At 55.9% G+C, this 16,212-nt stretch carries 16 protein-coding genes and 1 pseudogene; 14 read left to right on the forward strand and 3 right to left on the reverse strand.

Features of this window, described 5'->3' with window-relative positions; genetic code table 11:
* Positions 1-20: 20 nt before the first annotated feature.
* From G8764_RS06345 to G8764_RS06410, 14 genes and pseudogenes are all read left to right on the forward strand, one after another.
* On the forward strand, positions 21-1,133 hold the full coding sequence (locus G8764_RS06345) for a PH domain-containing protein (protein WP_166163259.1): 1,113 nt from the start codon (positions 21-23) through the stop codon (positions 1,131-1,133).
* 2 nt (positions 1,134-1,135) lie between these two features.
* The gene (locus G8764_RS06350) at positions 1,136-1,651 is read left to right on the forward strand and encodes a hypothetical protein (protein ID WP_166163262.1); all 516 of its coding nucleotides are present in this window, start codon (positions 1,136-1,138) and stop codon (positions 1,649-1,651) included.
* Positions 1,652-2,428: 777 nt separating this feature from the next.
* On the forward strand, positions 2,429-2,659 hold the full coding sequence (locus G8764_RS06355; protein WP_166163265.1) for a hypothetical protein: 231 nt from the start codon (positions 2,429-2,431) through the stop codon (positions 2,657-2,659).
* 3 nt (positions 2,660-2,662) lie between these two features.
* Positions 2,663-3,046 carry a type II toxin-antitoxin system death-on-curing family toxin gene (locus G8764_RS06360; protein WP_166163268.1) on the forward strand — a complete coding sequence of 128 codons (384 nt, stop codon included), beginning with the start codon at positions 2,663-2,665 and terminating at the stop codon, positions 3,044-3,046.
* Positions 3,047-3,060: 14 nt separating this feature from the next.
* Positions 3,061-3,201: pseudogene (gene rhuM, locus G8764_RS22460) on the forward strand (RhuM family protein); the annotation flags it as partial.
* Positions 3,202-3,546: 345 nt separating this feature from the next.
* A complete protein-coding gene (locus tag G8764_RS06370) occupies positions 3,547-5,142 on the forward strand; it encodes a GMC family oxidoreductase (protein ID WP_166163271.1) in 1,596 nt (531 codons plus the stop codon).
* A 115-nt stretch (positions 5,143-5,257) separates the two neighbouring features.
* Positions 5,258-5,644, forward strand: coding sequence for an Hg(II)-responsive transcriptional regulator (merR, locus tag G8764_RS06375; protein ID WP_166163274.1), 387 nt, complete (start codon positions 5,258-5,260; stop codon positions 5,642-5,644).
* Between the two features lie 78 nt (positions 5,645-5,722).
* The gene (locus G8764_RS06380) at positions 5,723-6,073 is read left to right on the forward strand and encodes a mercuric transporter MerT family protein (protein ID WP_166163277.1); all 351 of its coding nucleotides are present in this window, start codon (positions 5,723-5,725) and stop codon (positions 6,071-6,073) included.
* 26 nt (positions 6,074-6,099) lie between these two features.
* Positions 6,100-6,390 carry a mercury resistance system periplasmic binding protein MerP gene (gene merP / locus G8764_RS06385; RefSeq protein ID WP_166163280.1) on the forward strand — a complete coding sequence of 97 codons (291 nt, stop codon included), beginning with the start codon at positions 6,100-6,102 and terminating at the stop codon, positions 6,388-6,390.
* Complete coding sequence (locus tag G8764_RS22730; protein ID WP_166163283.1) at positions 6,383-6,598, forward strand: GDCCVxC domain-containing (seleno)protein; 216 nt, start codon at positions 6,383-6,385, stop codon at positions 6,596-6,598. The genes merP and G8764_RS22730 overlap by 8 nt, the downstream gene beginning before the upstream one ends.
* A 293-nt stretch (positions 6,599-6,891) precedes the next feature.
* Complete coding sequence (locus G8764_RS06395) at positions 6,892-7,395, forward strand: hypothetical protein (RefSeq protein WP_166163286.1); 504 nt, start codon at positions 6,892-6,894, stop codon at positions 7,393-7,395.
* Between the two features lie 61 nt (positions 7,396-7,456).
* Complete coding sequence (locus tag G8764_RS06400) at positions 7,457-8,164, forward strand: hypothetical protein (RefSeq protein WP_166163289.1); 708 nt, start codon at positions 7,457-7,459, stop codon at positions 8,162-8,164.
* A 112-nt stretch (positions 8,165-8,276) separates the two neighbouring features.
* The gene (locus G8764_RS06405; RefSeq protein WP_166163292.1) at positions 8,277-9,266 is read left to right on the forward strand and encodes an NAD(P)/FAD-dependent oxidoreductase; all 990 of its coding nucleotides are present in this window, start codon (positions 8,277-8,279) and stop codon (positions 9,264-9,266) included.
* 125 nt (positions 9,267-9,391) lie between these two features.
* Entirely contained in the window at positions 9,392-10,954 is a 1,563-nt protein-coding gene (locus G8764_RS06410; RefSeq protein WP_166163295.1) for a cryptochrome/photolyase family protein, read from the forward strand.
* 42 nt (positions 10,955-10,996) lie between these two features.
* Here G8764_RS06410 and G8764_RS06415 read toward each other — a convergent pair whose 3' ends face one another.
* The 3 genes from G8764_RS06415 to G8764_RS06425 are packed head-to-tail and all read right to left on the reverse strand — an operon-like array spanning position 10,997 to position 16,086.
* The gene (locus G8764_RS06415) at positions 10,997-11,332 is read right to left on the reverse strand and encodes a DUF2149 domain-containing protein (RefSeq protein WP_166163298.1); all 336 of its coding nucleotides are present in this window, start codon (positions 11,330-11,332) and stop codon (positions 10,997-10,999) included.
* The gene (locus G8764_RS06420; protein ID WP_166163301.1) at positions 11,319-11,786 is read right to left on the reverse strand and encodes a MotA/TolQ/ExbB proton channel family protein; all 468 of its coding nucleotides are present in this window, start codon (positions 11,784-11,786) and stop codon (positions 11,319-11,321) included. Before G8764_RS06420 ends, G8764_RS06415 begins: the two co-directional genes overlap by 14 nt.
* Before the next feature lie 4 nt (positions 11,787-11,790).
* Positions 11,791-16,086, reverse strand: coding sequence for a cobaltochelatase subunit CobN (locus G8764_RS06425; protein WP_243748647.1), 4,296 nt, complete (start codon positions 16,084-16,086; stop codon positions 11,791-11,793).
* Positions 16,087-16,212: the final 126 nt, after the last annotated feature.

A 16,212-nucleotide genomic window follows, 5' to 3' on the forward strand; every position in this document is an offset into this window, starting at 1 on the left:
ACACTGTCAGGGAGCGGTATATGTGTCGATTCGTTATCATTATAAACATATTAGTGATTGCACTTTCAGGCTGCGCAGGAGCTCCGGTTGGATGGGGCGGATCACACAGTATTGACACCAAATCTAGCAACTCGATCACGATCAGCTACGACGGATTACTAGAGTCTTTTGAGGATGTACAAAATCTAGCAAAGAATCATTGCGCCGAGTACGGAAAACACGCTATCGCCGACTCGGTACACAAAGACAAGGATACCTGGGGAATAGTTAAGACTTTTACATTTTTATGCGTTGACTCAACCAGCACTCAAAATAAAACACGTGAAGCATGGTATTCACACCCTAATTCTCTTAGCTTTTCTAAGGTTAAACGTCTAGAAATATACTCTGAACCCTCTGGCGCGAAAATATATACAAAATCAACAGAGGGAGATAAATATTTATGCGCCTCTCCCTGTTACGTAGAATTTGAAGATTTCCAGTTCGATAACAGGCCTGAGATAATTACTGTAATTGGCGCAAAATGGAAAAGTGGGGTTTTCTTGTGGCAGTCTTTGAATATAGTACGGGGAGCTAATGAGCACTATACATTCAAAAGGCCCAACATTGGCCCAAATTCAGATCTGGCAAAAGATATAGCTTTTTCTAAAAAATCTACCCGCAGTAAAGAAACAGGATCGACAAGTAATAGTGACATAACGGCTGCCGTGCTCATCGGAGCTTACTTTTGGGCAGCACACATGGGCTATTTTAATCCCGCCCCTGCACCTCTTATTGAGGAAAATGCACGCAACCCACCCGACCCCATCATTAAGAAAGGAAGAACTGACGTATTACTACAAACTGAGAGTGGCGCCACTAAAAAAAATAGCCACGAAGTTTATGCAAATGACACCAGCAAAGAATGCAGTTCAGACTATTCCTGTAGAAGCCATAGTGAAAAGTGCGTAAAGAGACCATTCAGTACTAGCGGCGTATGTATGCAAAACGTAAATAAATACGGCACAAAGATTTATAGTCGCCCTCAGCCATCTAGCATTCGCATTGAGACCAAAGGGGCTTGTAGGTTCAACTCTGATTGCCCGCTGGGCTTTGAATGCGATACTTATTATAAAGTCTGTCTAAAAAGGTGAAGATGAATCCTCTTGAACTGACAAAGGAAATTGCCAACTTCATCATTGCTGGCAAGAAGGCCAGATCGGAGAAGGCCGGTGAATATTTGCAAGCGGTATGTTCAGCCTGCCGCGAACTCACGGAAACGGAGAATGTTGACAGCGATTTGGCTACTCTAGCCCACGAACGGCTGAAACGCATCTACAACGATGCATCCAAGTCGTTTCCCAACGACTACGACGCTTATGGAAGTTTCGTCCTCTTTAACGCGTTGTCCTCGGCGCGGGTGTACTACTGGATTCGAAGGTGGGAATCTGCATCTGATGCCAACTTGGAACTAGCAGCTGCCGCTTGTTTCAGGGAAGATCTTTACGAGAGCTCATCACCCGACACCCTGGCGGCAGAAGTTCAACGCTTTCTCGGCGGCCAGTCGGCCGATGCCAAACGCTATCGTGAGACCCTAAAAGTAATCAAGCGGCACTGCCTTGGCGATATCGGCCAACTTGAGAGCTTCATTCTTGAGTTCAACGCCAGATAACACAGATTAGGAAAAGCCAGCGAGAAAGCTTGCAAAGGATTGAACTATATCAGGTAGCCGAGCACTCTGACCAAAGCCCCCCACAACACCCTGCTTACTGACCAGCATAGGCGCACAAACGGAGGGTTACATCCGACAGGGGCGGGCGAAACAAGTCCTAATCTGCCAGCTTTCGAGGTAGTATGACTTTAGCTTTTAGCACCCCATTTAGCCCCCCTTACAGTAAATAAAAAGATATATGTTTATATTTATCAACAACTTAGTCATTAAATTCAAATCCCCCCGGCTCCACCAAATACCCATCTAAGAAAATCCAGAACCATCCTAAAAGCCCCGCACTGCGGGGCTTTTTTCGCGAAAAGGGGACGGATTATTTTTTTAACCAACTTATCCTGCATTTCCTGCACTCCTCGACCGGAACCTTATTTAGGTACCGCTTTACACCGAACAATTGCCATACACACCCACGCCAGCTCTATAGCTTCATAAATCAGATCTCCAGGTTATTACGCTGCGGCGACAAGCGAGAGGTCATAGCCACCAAGCAGTTGAGCACCCACCTCTGCAATCGCCACCTGCCGTTAAGCCCTCATACCGCCCCCTTCAATCTGGCAGATCAAAGCTGATCAGAATTTAATCCCTCCGTCCCTTTTTAACACTCCGCCCCACTTTACCTTTTACCGCTTTTACAGGCATCGACCGTGGTCTAACTGCTGGAAAAGCTAAGCTTCATGATTTATCATGAAATATCAAGACAAATCATGATGGAGCTTGACCATGTCTACTACTGCCCGTGAAAAGTTTTCCTCCCAAGCCGCCCCAGAGGTGTTGGCCGCACTGCGTCAAATTGCAGAAAGCCAGGGCCGGCAGTTTCAGGCGGTACTGGATGAAGCCTTGCGTGACTATATCGATCGCCAGCAAAAAGAGCGGCCACGTCGCCATGTAATGGGGGCCTTTGCCTCAAGCCTGGATGAATTCGACAACTTGTACCGTGAACTGGCGAAGTAGCCCATGGAACGCGATTACCTGACCGTCGCCGATGTGCTCGGCATGCACACGGTTCTAATGCAACGATACGGTGGCGCAATGGGCGTGCGTGACCCGGGGGCATTGGAAGCGGCATTGTTCCGCCCGCAAACGGGGTATTACGAAGATATCGTGGCCGAAGCGGCAGCATTGCTGGAAAGCCTTGCCATTAACCATCCCTTTGTCGATGGAAACAAGCGTATTGCGTTTGCGGCCGCTGATGTATTCTTGCGTATAAATGGCTGGCGTTTACAGCGTGATCCGATGCTGATACATACCGAGGTGATGCATATGTTTGAAACGGGTACGTTTGACATTGCCCATCTCGAACCGTGGTTACGAGCGTTCGCCAGCTCCGATGAAATTTAAGTTTCGCACTAGCAACCAATTATTCACCCTCGCTAATAGAGACCACTCAGCTCTTCAGGTTCATTCAGAACAAACTGCACTACGCGGCAACGGGTAAAACCGCCGCAGAACTGATCGCTGAACTCGCGGATCGCAATCGCCCAACATGGACCTGACCAACTGGAGGCCGGGCCATGCGCAAAAGGCTGATATAACCGTAAACAAGAACTATCTGCACGGGCCGGGGCATTTTCTTTGCGGATCAAGCTGCGACAGAGTATCCAGCTCAATTCGAGCCTCAGTGCGTCGTGCTTTTGCGAAGTGAGGCAGAACTGGCGCACCAGGTAGCTCAAGTTCTGACCACACACTGAATCCGTCCGCCATTGGCCAGGTTTTTTTATTTGAGACTCCGGGGGAGCTTCACCCCGCCCCCTTTTACAGCGATAAATCCCGCCCAGCCATTGGCTACATTACCCGCGATAGGATTACAATCGGCGTAAACTTGGCGACCGATAACCCTAATGCCCTCCCTCACGACAACTCAATTCGACACTATCATCGTCGGCGCCGGCAGCGCCGGCTGCGTACTCGCCAACCGGCTCTCCGCCGATCCCGCGCGGCAAGTACTACTGCTGGAAGCCGGTGGCAGCGACAACTGGCACTGGCTCCACATCCCGGTGGGCTACTTGTTTGCCATGGGCAATCCCCGTGCTGACTGGTGTTACTCCCTGACACCCCAAGCGGGCTTGAACGGCCGCACCCTGCCCTACCCCAGAGGCAGGGTGCTCGGTGGCTGCAGCGCCATTAACGGCATGATATACATGCGCGGCCAAAGCCAGGATTACGACAATTGGCAGCTACCCGGCTGGAGCTGGCAGGAGGTGTTGCCGCGCTTTCGCCGCTCGGAAAACTATTTTGCCGGCGCCAATGAGTTTCACGGCGCTAAGGGCGAGCTGCGGGTCGAAGAGCAACGGCTCAAGTGGGACATTCTCGACGCCTGGCAACAGGCCTGCACCGACTACGGCATTCCCCCCTGCCAGGATTTCAATACTGGCAACAACGAAGGCGTCGGGCTATTTCATGTCAACCAAATCAACGGCGTACGCTGCTCTGCCAATCGGGCGTTTTTAAAACCCGTCAGGCAGCGTAAAAACCTCACCGTTGCCACCGGCGTAATGGTCGACAAACTGGTTTGGGAGGGCAGCCGCGTGGTCGGCGTCGACACTATCGCAAATGACAAACCACAGCGCATCCGCAGCGCAGGCCAGGTAATACTTTCGGCCGGTGCTGTGTCATCGCCTTGCATCTTGCAACGCAGTGGTGTGGGTGGCGAAACTCAATTGCAGCAGGCCGGCATCGTCTGCAAACGCAAACTGGAGGGAGTGGGGGGCAACCTGCAAGACCATTTGCAAATTCGCGTTCAGTTCCGGGTCGACAATGCCGTCACCCTCAACTGTCTCAATCGCAGCTGGCTGGGCAAAGCCAAAATGGGCCTGGAGTATCTACTGAAACGCTCCGGACCACTGTCCATGGCGCCGAGTCAACTGGGCGCCTTTTTCAAGTCCGATGAGTCATTGCAAACACCGAACCTCGAGTACCACGTGCAACCCATGAGCGCCGACCAACTGGGCATCAAGTTACACCAGTTTCCTGGCATTACCGCCAGCGTCTGCAACCTGCGCCCCAGTAGTCGCGGCCGAGTGGACATCACTTCTGCGGACCCGGCCCAGCCGCCGCGGATTGACCCCAACTATTTAAGTACTGCGGATGATCAAAAAGTTGCCGCCCGCAGCATCGAAATCACCCGGGAAATCTCCCGCCAGCACAGCGCCCGGCAATTTAACCCGGTGGAAATCAAGCCCGGCCCACAGCTGCGCACGGAAGCCGAATTGGCGCGCGCCGCCGGCGATATTGCCACCACCATTTTTCATCCCGTGGGCACTTGTAAAATGGGAACAGACAATGACCAACTGGCCGTCACCGATGCCCAACTGCGGGTCCGTGGCTTTGACAACTTATACATCGCCGATGCCTCGGTCATGCCAACCATCACCAGCGGCAATACCCATGCCCCCTTGGTAATGATTGCCGAAACACTGGCGGAGATCCTTGCCTGACCATTGCCGCCGGAGGTCTAATTTACTTTTGCACCCGCAAAACACCAATGAACTGACCTGACCGATTCAAAATAGTTAATTATTATAATGCCATCAGCATTATCGGGAGCAACACATGACCAGAACAATCAGCAAAGTCGCAAAAGAGCTGCTTATCAACATAGAAACTATCCGTTTCTACGAGCGCAAGGGGCTGATTGAGCAACCAGTTAAGCCCGAGACAGGTTTTCGCCACTATCCCGATAAAACCGTTGACAGAATACGTTTTATTAAACGATCTCAGGAGCTGGGTTTTACCCTTGATGAAATAGCGCTATTGCTTAGCCTTGAAGAATCCCCCTGCCACAAAGTACAGGCGCTCGCCGAACACAAGTTAGAAACTGTTCAAGCCAAAATTAAAGACCTTAAACGCCTGCAGCAAGCACTCGTCAACATGCTGGAACAATGCGCCAAAAACGATGACAAGACGCACTGCCCCATTATCGACTCATTGCAGCCCTAATCTTCCACCTGTTTTTCTTGACACCGTACCAAGGTACGGAATCTATACTGCACGCCACAGGTATAGGCGAGAACTGCAATGCTTAAAAACAAAACACTCTGGTCGATCTTTGGCGGCTTTACCGCTGCGATAGGTGCAGGCTTGTGCTGCGCGGGACCTCTAATACTTCTTTCGATCGGCGTTAGCGGAGCGTGGATTGCCAACCTGAGCACACTCGAGCCTTACCGCCCAGTATTTATTTTATTGGCTATTGCGCTCTTTGTTTGGGCAGGCTGGCAAATATTCCAGCCTGTATCACACTGTGCTCCGGCAATGGATTGTGCCTCGCCCGCTGTACGAAGAAAGCGAATTATCTTGTTTCTGGTTACGCTGCTTATTTCGCTGGGTTTTATTAGCAGCCCGTACTGGCTGCTTTTAATCGTTGAATAATCACCAGAAAACTCAAGGGATAAACAATGAATCCAGCTTTACTGGCAACACTAACACTACTTTTCAGTGCTGCAGCTCTCGCTGCTGACAAGATCGTCGTTCTTGAAGTACCGTCCATGAACTGCGCCATCTGTCCAATTACAGTAAAGAAGGCTTTGCACAATGTCGAAGGGTTATCGGATGTGCAGGTTAGCTACGCAAAGAAACTGGTGAAGGTTACTTTTGATGATTCAGCAACCAATACAGATGCATTGATCAGAGCAACCACCAATGCTGGCTACCCTGCAAAAGTTAAAAAGGGCAACAGCGATGAGTAAGCCGATAATCCATGTATCTGAATTAACTTGTCCGGAATGTGGGCATAAGAAGCACGAAACCATGCCCACGAATGTCTGCCAGTGGTACTACGAATGTGAAAATTGCCACAACCTGCTTAAACCACGGCAAGGTGATTGCTGTGTATACTGCTCCTACGGGTCGGTACCTTGCCCGCCAGTTCAGCAAGACAAGTCATGCTGCCCATGACCGCACTGCCTGTTAGGCGCGCCGACTGAGACAAGGCTCCTCAGAGGCTTCACTATCCAGTTAATCAGACCACCCCGGTTTAACGGACAGGTTATCGCCATCTCCATCCGTTGAGCCGCGTCTTTGGCCAAAAACCAGCACACCTCCTCGGTAATTTTTCACACCTTACTAGCGCAAAACCTCACCGCCTTGCGCCCCCGTCTCTATTAAGGTTGTCATCGAGGCCAGGCGATCGGCGCGTCGCCATCGCCCACCTCGGCAACCTACACAACCAATCCTCCAGGGGGTGCAACATGATTACGACAATGCAAAAAGTTGGTGCGGGGCTGGTATTGATCCCGTCGCTGCTGATCGCGGGGTTGACGCCCGCTGAGGCCGGAGACCGCAAGGTTTACCCGGGATCCATGGGCGTAAAGTATTCCGGGCCCAACCCGGTTTATGCCTGGAGCGCCATCGGCAATCCGTCATCCAGTTCCTGGATGTACGTGGACCTGCCGGTGATCAACGACGACACTACCAGTGGCATCGACTACACCCGCGTCGACGTGCTCGATCGGCACTACAGCAGCAATGTGCGCTGTTCCATTAATACCGCTTACTGGAACAACACCTACGACACCATGTACGGCTATTGGGGCCCCAATAAATACAGCACCGGCAGCAGCAACAACGCCCAGTACCTGTACACCGGCTCGGCCAGTCACGGTTCCACCCGGCACGAGTACTTCAGCTGCGCCATTCCGCCCACTTATTCGGGTAACCGCTCCTATATCGTTTCTTACACAGTGAGTGAATAAACCCGCCAACCGGGGGCGGCGGGGTTCCTTTATCGCCCCGCCCCCCTATACGGAGACCAACATGAAACACATCAACCCGCGCCGCATCGCACTGGTCGCCATTCCAGCCAGCGCCCTGGCACTAGGGCTGCTATGGGCACACTCCAACACCGTTCTGAACACGACGGTGGCGCCAGTAAAGAATTTGACGCCCGCAACCCTCGTAAAGCAACCTCCCAAGACCGCGGCTATCCCGCCCGTTGCTGCCCACGACGAACAGGCAGCAGCTCAATTATCCAGCCTGCAAGCTGAAGTGCGTGAACTGCGCGACATCGTCGCCGAGCTGGTTGATTACCAGGGCGAAGCGCAGCACGACCTTGCCCGCCTGCAGGCCGAAGCGGATATTGCTCCGCCGGCAAAAGGCGTCGACGACGATACAGCCGATCCCTCGGCGGAGGCCGTTGAAGCCGAGCTTTACAGTCGCCAAATACTGATGGAAGAACTCCTGAACAACCAGGCGGTAGACGTACCCTGGGCAGAAACCACCCTCAGCCGCGTCAAATCCGGGTTCGAGCACGAACAACTGACAGGCTTTAACCTCAAGGAAAGCCGCTGCGGATCAAGCCTTTGCAAGCTGGAAGTGAGCATAGACCCCAAGCTGACTCCGGAGGAGGGGCTGCAGCGCCTGTCTACCCACCGCAGCTGGGACGGCGCCACCTTTGTCAAAGCCAACGCCAGCGGCCAAACGGAGTTATACTTTGCCCGCGAGGGTCACCCGTTGCCGCAATAGTGTCGGCACCAGCCGTATAAAACACGCTCAGCGCCGCTATTGAAAAGTTTAAATGATCTGCCGGGCAGTCTCGCACGTACCACTGTGATCGAATCAATGGGAAGGCTCAGCAATGAAAGTCGCCATTATCGGTGCCGGTATCAGCGGCCTCACCGCCGCACAGGGATTAATGGCGCGTGGCGTCGACGTCAAGGTATTTGAAAAGTCGCGCGGTGTCGGCGGGCGCCTGGCCACAAAGCGCCTCGAATGGGGTAACGTCGATATTGGCGCCCAGTATTTCACTGCCCGGGACCAGCGATTTCAAACGCGGGTTGCGCAATGGCAAGAGGACAAGGTTGCCGCTCGCTGGCATTTCCAGCCACACTCCCTATCAGCCGCCGGGCTTATCCCCTCCCCGGACTCAACCCTGCGCTACGTCGGCACGCCAAATATGAACAGCCTGGCCCAGGCGCTGGCCCGCGGGGTGGAGATCGACTTCAACACCCGCATCGACGCTTTGCACGCCAGTGCCAACGGCTGGACTCTTGTCACCGCTGACGGTCGGGCAGGCAAGCAACATTTTGACTGGGTGGTGCTGACTTTACCTGCCGAGCAAAGCGCAGCACTGTTGGCTGGCACAGCCATAGAGCAGCAAATCCCCACACAAGTTCATGAACCCTGCTGGGCCTTGGCCGTGGCAACTCGAGGCGATGTCCCTGCTGACATCCAGGGCATTTTCGGCGACGACGTGGTCTCCTGGGTCTCGCGCTTGTCCGCCCGTCCACAGCGACAGGCCAGCGAGCACTATGACGACCTGTGGCTGCTGCACTTCTCCGGCGACTGGTCAACGATCAACGGCAAGGATACCGGCGTCGATATCGCGCAAGCCGGACTGGGCTGGCTGGCACAAGCCCTGCAGATGCCTGCGGCCAAACCACTGCAAGCTGTTTACCACTACAAGCACTACTGGCGCTACGCCAGACTGAAGGACGACACCACAACGGCCTCCATCATCGCTGACAGATCCGCCGGCATTGCCGCCATCGGTGCCTGGTCGGCAGGTGGCAGGGTCGAGGGCGCTTACCTGTCCGGGCTGGATTTTGTCGATTATTTCTTTGCCTAAATCCGACTCAGGTTGCAGCGGTCATTATTGCCTCATGACACCCTCAAGTTAGTAACCAAACCCGTTGCAGCGGCCAGCGCAACTATAACGGCAAAGCTTTAACCGGAACGAGCGGTAGTAAAACCATGACACTAAAAAAAAGTTATCCCACAGTCCGCCTGCTTCTGGGCGACCAGCTCAATACCCGGCACAGCTGGTTTGGGTCTGCCGATGACAGCGTGCTTTATCTTATTGCCGAAATCAAACAGGAAGCCAGCTACGTCAAGCACCATATCCAGAAGCTGTGCGCATTTTTCGCCGCTATGGAGACCTGCGCCAGGGAGCTGCACGATGCCGGCCACCACGTATTGCACCTGACTCTCGATGACACCCACCATTTCGAAACCCTGGACGACCTGATTACGGCAATCTGCCAGCGTTTCTCAGCGCAAAAATTTCAATACCAGCGACCCGATGAATACCGCTTGCGCCAGCAACTGGAGACGTTAAAGCTGGCAGGCACCATCGAAGTCGCAGAAGTCGACAGCGAACATTTTCTGCTTCCTTTTGACGACATGGCAGCGTATATAAAGCCGGGCCAGCACAACCGCATGGAAGTGTTCTATCGCAAAATGCGCAACCGATTCGGCATCCTGATGAATGGCGATGAACCGCTGGGAGGAAAATGGAATTACGACGACGAAAATCGGGCCAAGCTAAAACCGGCTGATCTTCAACACATTCCCCAGCCGCTGGTTTTTAGCAATGATATTTCCGCCTATCTGGCGCGCATAAAAAAACACGACATTCCCAACTTCGGCTACTGTGACGACTCCCTGCTTTGGCCCGTTTCACGCTCCCAGGCCTTGCAGCTGCTCCGTCATTTTTGCCGCCACTGCCTGCCCATGTTTGGTCGTTTCCAGGACGCCATGACCTGCCAACACCCCGATCAATGGACGCTTTATCACTCGCGCTTGTCGTTCGCACTCAACAGCAAGATGCTGACACCAAAAGAGACCATTGCAGCTGCCCTCGAGGCCTACGAGCAGTCCAACGGTGCTATTACACTGCCGCAAATCGAAGGCTTTGTCCGCCAAATACTGGGCTGGCGTGAATACGTACGCTGTGTGTACTGGGTCAATATGCCGGACTACCGCCAGCGCAACGGGCTGTCTGCCCAGCGTGACCTGCCGCGGTATTTTTGGGATGGCAATACCAACATGGAATGCATGAAGCAAGCCATCGACCAATCGCTGACCTATGCTTACGCCCACCACATTCAACGCCTGATGATTACCGGAAATTTTTGTCTGCTGACCGGCATTCACCCGGATCAAGTGGACGCCTGGTATCTGGGCATCTACATCGATGCCATCGAGTGGGTTGAACTGCCCAATACGCGCGGCATGAGCCAGTTCGCTGATGGCGGTCTGGTGGCCACCAAGCCGTACTCAGCCGGGGGCAATTACGTCAATAAAATGAGTGATTATTGCAAGCACTGCCACTACAAGATCAAGGAAAAATCATCCGCCGACGCCTGCCCACTGAACAGCCTCTACTGGAATTTTATGCATACCCATCGCGACAAACTGGCTGGCAATCCTCGCATCGGCATGGTCTATCGCAGTTGGGACAAGCAGAGCAGTGAAAAGCAGCGTGCCACGCTGGCGCGGGCCAAATGGTGTCTGCAGCACCTGGAGGACCTTTAGAGGACCTTTAAGTTAGCCCGCAACCCACACCTGATCCAACCGCTATTGCTGCCCACCCACCAGGATCAGCTTGCCGGATTTTGGATCCCGATAGACCTGGCCCAACGCCTCCATGCCATTGGCCTGACCGCTGATCATATCTTTAATTGCCTCGGGTGCCTCGACCAGCTCACGCCCTTCCGCCACCTCCGTCTTGCGCTCGAGGTTAAAGTGCTGGCGCAGCTCCTGGCTTTGCGCGATCAAGGCCAGCATCAACCCCAGGGCAAATACCAGCATCACATCCATGATATTGGCAAAACCGGTCAGAGGATCGTTGTCACCTTCACTAAAATGGCCGCTCTGCCAGGGCGGCGGAGTTGGCTGTTCAGGTTGCCGCATGATGGTCACTCGCAGTAGTCATAGTGGTCATTTGGGCCCAGACCTGTTCGTACCAGCGCCGCCGGATACGGCTGATGCAGTAGCTAAGCAGCCCTACCAGCAGGCCCACGACGGTGGTATCAAAGGCGACCGTCAAGGCGGTGGCGAGAATATCCATCTGCCCCGAGCCCAGAGCCGTGAGACCCGGCCCCAAAGGAATCAAGGTACCCATCAGGCCGAGAATGGGACCGCCACGGGCGAGCAGGTCAGAGCGCTCAAGGCGACGGTTGGCATAGCGGCCAAAGCGCTGCTGGCAGCCCGTTGTGTAGACCCGCAGCGAGACAAACCTTTCTGCCAGCAGCAAGCCAAGCTCCCACAGGGTCAATAGAACCGCCAGCGCCAGCGCCGCCAGCACCGGGTACAAAAGCAGGCCGACAAACTGGTGCAGGGCACCGAGCACAACTCCATGAAACATCTGCTTACCCTCTATTTGCGTGGCGAATTCCACGGTAAAAGCCGGCCCCAACCACCAGCACCAAGAGCGCCAACGCCAGCCACTGCCATTGATAAAAGTCGTCCGTGTGCGGCTGCTCGCTGGTATTTGGTGGCGCCTGTTGATCTACCGCCTGCTGCTCGCTCTCAACCGCGGCCAGACGTGAGGCTCTACCCTCTTGTTCGGCTTGCAGCTGAACCTCCGTTAGGCGGTGGATTTCCTGCAGCTGCCGGGTAGGCTGTTCCGGTTCGGCCCGGGCGGCGTCGATAATTTTTGCCAGCGCCTGCCACTGCTCGGCACTGAGGTGTTGCTGCAACCAGGGCAGCATCGGGTGGTCGGGATCGGTATGGCCGCTACCGGGCAAGCCGTTGACGGAGACCAGTTCAGCGAAGCCGGAGGCCAGTTCGGCAACCGTCTGCCCATCGGCCTGCCAGAAGCCCTTGTGCACCGCCACCAGCATGACCGCCAGCATATTGCTTTTGACGTGCACGTTATGACCCTGTTCGAGGAACTGGTCGAGCTGCAGCCCATAGCGGTCGTCCAGGTATACCGCCTTGACCTCTTCCCAGGCCCAATCGCCCACCAGCGCCGGATTGGTCACCTGCCAACCCCACAGGTATTCGAGGAACTCACTGCCCATGGTGCGGGCACCGGCATAGCCGTGTTGCATCAGGCCTTGCAACCACTCCGGGTTAAGAAAGCGGCCCCGCAGCTCCTGCCGCAACGAGACACTGAGCGGCTGGGCACGGACCTGCTGTGGATTGGAGTGATCCAGCACAAAGTTGTTGGGCGCAGTACCGCTCAGGGTTTCCACCGCCAGGCTCAAGCCGCCGAGATAATCGAAGGCGTCGTTGTTATCAATCAACCCGTAGAGATTGCTGGAGCGGCCGAAATAGGTATTCTCCACCTCGGACAGCAAAGTGCGGAACGCAGCCGCGGCGGGCTGGCCATAGTCCTCGCTGCCATAGCTGTGACCGAGCCGGCGCAGATAGACCTCGGCCAGTTCAGAGCGCTGCTCCCAGGCTCCCGAGCGCTCCACCAAGCGGTTGATCCCGGCACCATAGCTGCCCGGTGCGTCACCGAATACCCGCAGGCTCGCCACCACACCGGCATCCTCTGCCCCATGCCCCTCGGCCAGCAGGGCCCGCGCCTGTTTTACCCAGTGCCGGGCGAGCTGGTTTTGCTGCAGGCTTTCGGCACCGCCAGTGGCCTGGGCCCCCAGCGGCAAAAGCGCCTGCTGCAGCGCCAGGGTCAGCGCCGGGTAGTCTCTGATGATGGTATCAGCACTGGCATCCAGGGCCATCAGGGTGGCGTGATTGAGCAGTTGCAGCTGCTGGCCGTACAGGTCGCGAAACAGCCCTGAGGTGGTGAAAACGGTATCCCGCCGCACCCGGTCATCGCCGAGCACCTGGCGCTGCAGCCCCTTGACCAGCCCGCGGCTGTTCCACACCGGCTCCAGCCCCAGCATATCCAGCCCAAAGGCGATCATAACCCCTTCGTCGCGCACCACATCCGATGCCCACAGCACCAGTGCCTCGCGCTTGTCGGGGTTTTGCTGGCCGCTGTCCCGATTGCGCTGGCGCGCTTCCGCTGCCATCTGCCGGCCCAACTCCCAAGCGACCCGACTGGGAATAAGACTGCTGTCGAGGGCATAGAAATTGCGACCGGTGGGCAGGCTGTCCGGGCTGCGAATCGGGTCGTTGCCCTGCCCCGGGGCTACAAACCCGCCACTCAGGCCGTTGAGCAGAGCGCTGAGCTCCGCCGCTGGCGACCGGCGCAATTGCTGCTGCCACTGCAAGCGTTGCGGTTTATCGGCCGGGGCCATCGACTCCAGCATCATGTCCACCGCCTCTTCCGACCAATCTTTGCCGTAGATATGCAGCCCCAGCGGCATAAACTTTTCCTGCAGCGTCGTCAGGTAGTGCCCCACCTCGTGCACCAGCATATCGTCGTCCACCTCGTCAAAACTGATACCCATAATCGCGAGCTCCGCTGACATGGATTCGGCCAGCTCTTCCTTGAGTTCCAGCTGGTCCAGCTTGGCGCGAATCTGCTCCACCAGGCGCTTGGCGACCGCCTGGTTGCCGCCGCCGTGACTGGTCTCGAAACTTTCAATCAGCTGTCGCAACTGCAGTAATTCATCGTACAGGTCGGTACTCTTTAACGGTGGTGTCAGGTGGTCCACCATCACAGCGAGCCCACGGCGCTTGGCCTGAATGCCCTCGCCGACACCGTCGACGATGTAGGGGTAGATGCCGGGAATATCCGCGGCCACGATACGCGAGTAGTCGTCAGAGGCCAGGCCCACAGCACGGCGGGGCAAAAATTCATAGGTTGAGTGACGTCCCAGATGCACCAGTGCGTCGGCTTTGAAGTCGTCACGCAGATACTGATAGAAAGCCAGGTATTGGTGCGATGGCGGGAAGACGAGGTTGGCGTGCAACAATTCTTCGTTTATCTCCCAACCACGCGGCGGCTGGGGCCCGATAAATACATTACCGAAAGTGAGGCCCGGCAGCAGCAGTTGATTGTTCAAGGTCATCACCTTGCCCGGCGCCTCACCCCAGCCGCCCAGGCCCTCGATCCCGGTCTGCTGCAGGGCGCTGATAATGGCCAGGGCATCATTCATGCAAGGCGTGTCATTGCGAGACTGTTGCTTGGGGTCAAGCAATTGTTGATAACAGGCCTGCAATTGATCCAACAGGGCCAGCGCCCGCTGGCGAGCCTTGTGGTCAACCCCCTCCAGCAAGTGCAGTAACTCTTCCATAGTGTGCTCCAGCGCCGTTGTCGCCAGCTCCGGCTTGCCGGCCTCGATGGCCGCGCCGAGCTGTTCATGCAACAGGCCCAAAGGGCCGAACTCCATTTCCCGCTGCACGGCGGCCGGAAGCTGCTCAAACCAGCGCCGGTAACTCGCCGCCGCAACCCGGGTAATTTTCGGGTCCATGGTGCTGAGCGCTTTGGCGTCGCGCGGCAAATTGACCCCGCGCTCCTGCATCATATCCAGCAGAGCTTGCTGCGTTGGCGGCAGCTCGCCGGTATTGTAACCAGCGCTTTTCAGCTGTTGCAGGATCTGCCAGAGGGAGGCGGGAACATCGAGATTATCAGAGCCTATATTGTGGCGGCCGGGAGGGTGGTTGTAATAGATAATGGCAATGCGCTTGTCACGATTGGCCCTGGTTTTCAGGGTATGCCAGCGCTGGACCCGTGCCAGCAAGGCATCGATTTCCTCTGCCAGCGGCGTTATGGCTTGCACCTGAATACCGGTGAGCGGGTCTTCGATTTGCTCACCGGCGGTGGCAACCACCAGCGGCTGACTGGCGCCCTGCAATTCGGGCATGGCCACCTGGTAGTAAACCTTGTCCCGGGATATACCGTCACTGGAAAGGTGACGCTCAAGCGCCGTGCGGTCGCGCAGTTTGATGGCGTTCAGCAGCGGCACATTCAGACGCTGGAAAGCGGCGGTCGCATCCGCCCGCCCTTCGCCAGCACCGACCACGAAGTCCTGCAACATAACCACTGCACTCAGCTGTCCGGCGTAGGCTTGCAGCTGTTGCGCTGCGTCGACACCGGCTTCCCCCCAGGACGCCAGTGCCACCAGGCAATCGCTGCCGCTGTGCTGTTGCGCCTGGTTGCACAGGCCACGCAACAGCGCGCTATCCGCCGGCCGACCGCCGCCGGCGTGATCGATAATCGCCAGCAGCGGCCGCTCCCCCAAAGCGGGCAAATGGTCACTGAACTGCCCCTGGTAGAGCCAGCGCAAGCGCGGTACCGGGGCGGGCGCCGCGGGTGAGGTGTCCTGCCCCAGGTGCCGATAGATCCAGCTGAACAGCTGGCTGGTATTGTCACTGCCACCCGCCTGCCAGTAGCTGCGCGCTCGAATCCAGTCCGCCTGTTGCGGGTACTGCTGCTCCTGTTGCTGTAACCAGCTATCGAAGTTGTCAGCGGGGCGCTGCTGGCTGATCTCACGCAGGCGCTGCTCGTCTTCGAATACCGCCCGCCCCCGAAGCTGGCTGAGCTTGACCAGCTGGTGATCGCTGTTGAATACCAGCAGTGGTTTTTGCAGCGGGGCCAGTAACGCTTTTAATTCTGCAACCACAGGGCCATACATACCGATGGCGACCACTCCCAGGCTGTCATTGATCAATGCCGCGTTCTGTAGCCGCAGCTGCTGACGCACTTGGGTATCGGTGCGCGCCTCGATCGCCAGCTGCGGGTAGCGCTGCTGGAACTGGCGCGCGGCCTCGGCCACAGTTTCCGCGTTGCGCTGGGAGACCAATACCAACAGGTAGCCTGCTGATTGTGGTTTTAGCTGCAGTTGTGATTGAGCTTGGGTTGCAATTGATAGAAGAAATAGAAGCGTCAAAACCAGCGCACGCATAGTGTGTTTTCCCGGCTAACTGTAGATAAG

The organism is Pseudomaricurvus alcaniphilus (assembly GCF_011440395.1).
GTDB classification, from domain to species: Bacteria; Pseudomonadota; Gammaproteobacteria; order Pseudomonadales; family Cellvibrionaceae; genus Pseudomaricurvus; species Pseudomaricurvus alcaniphilus.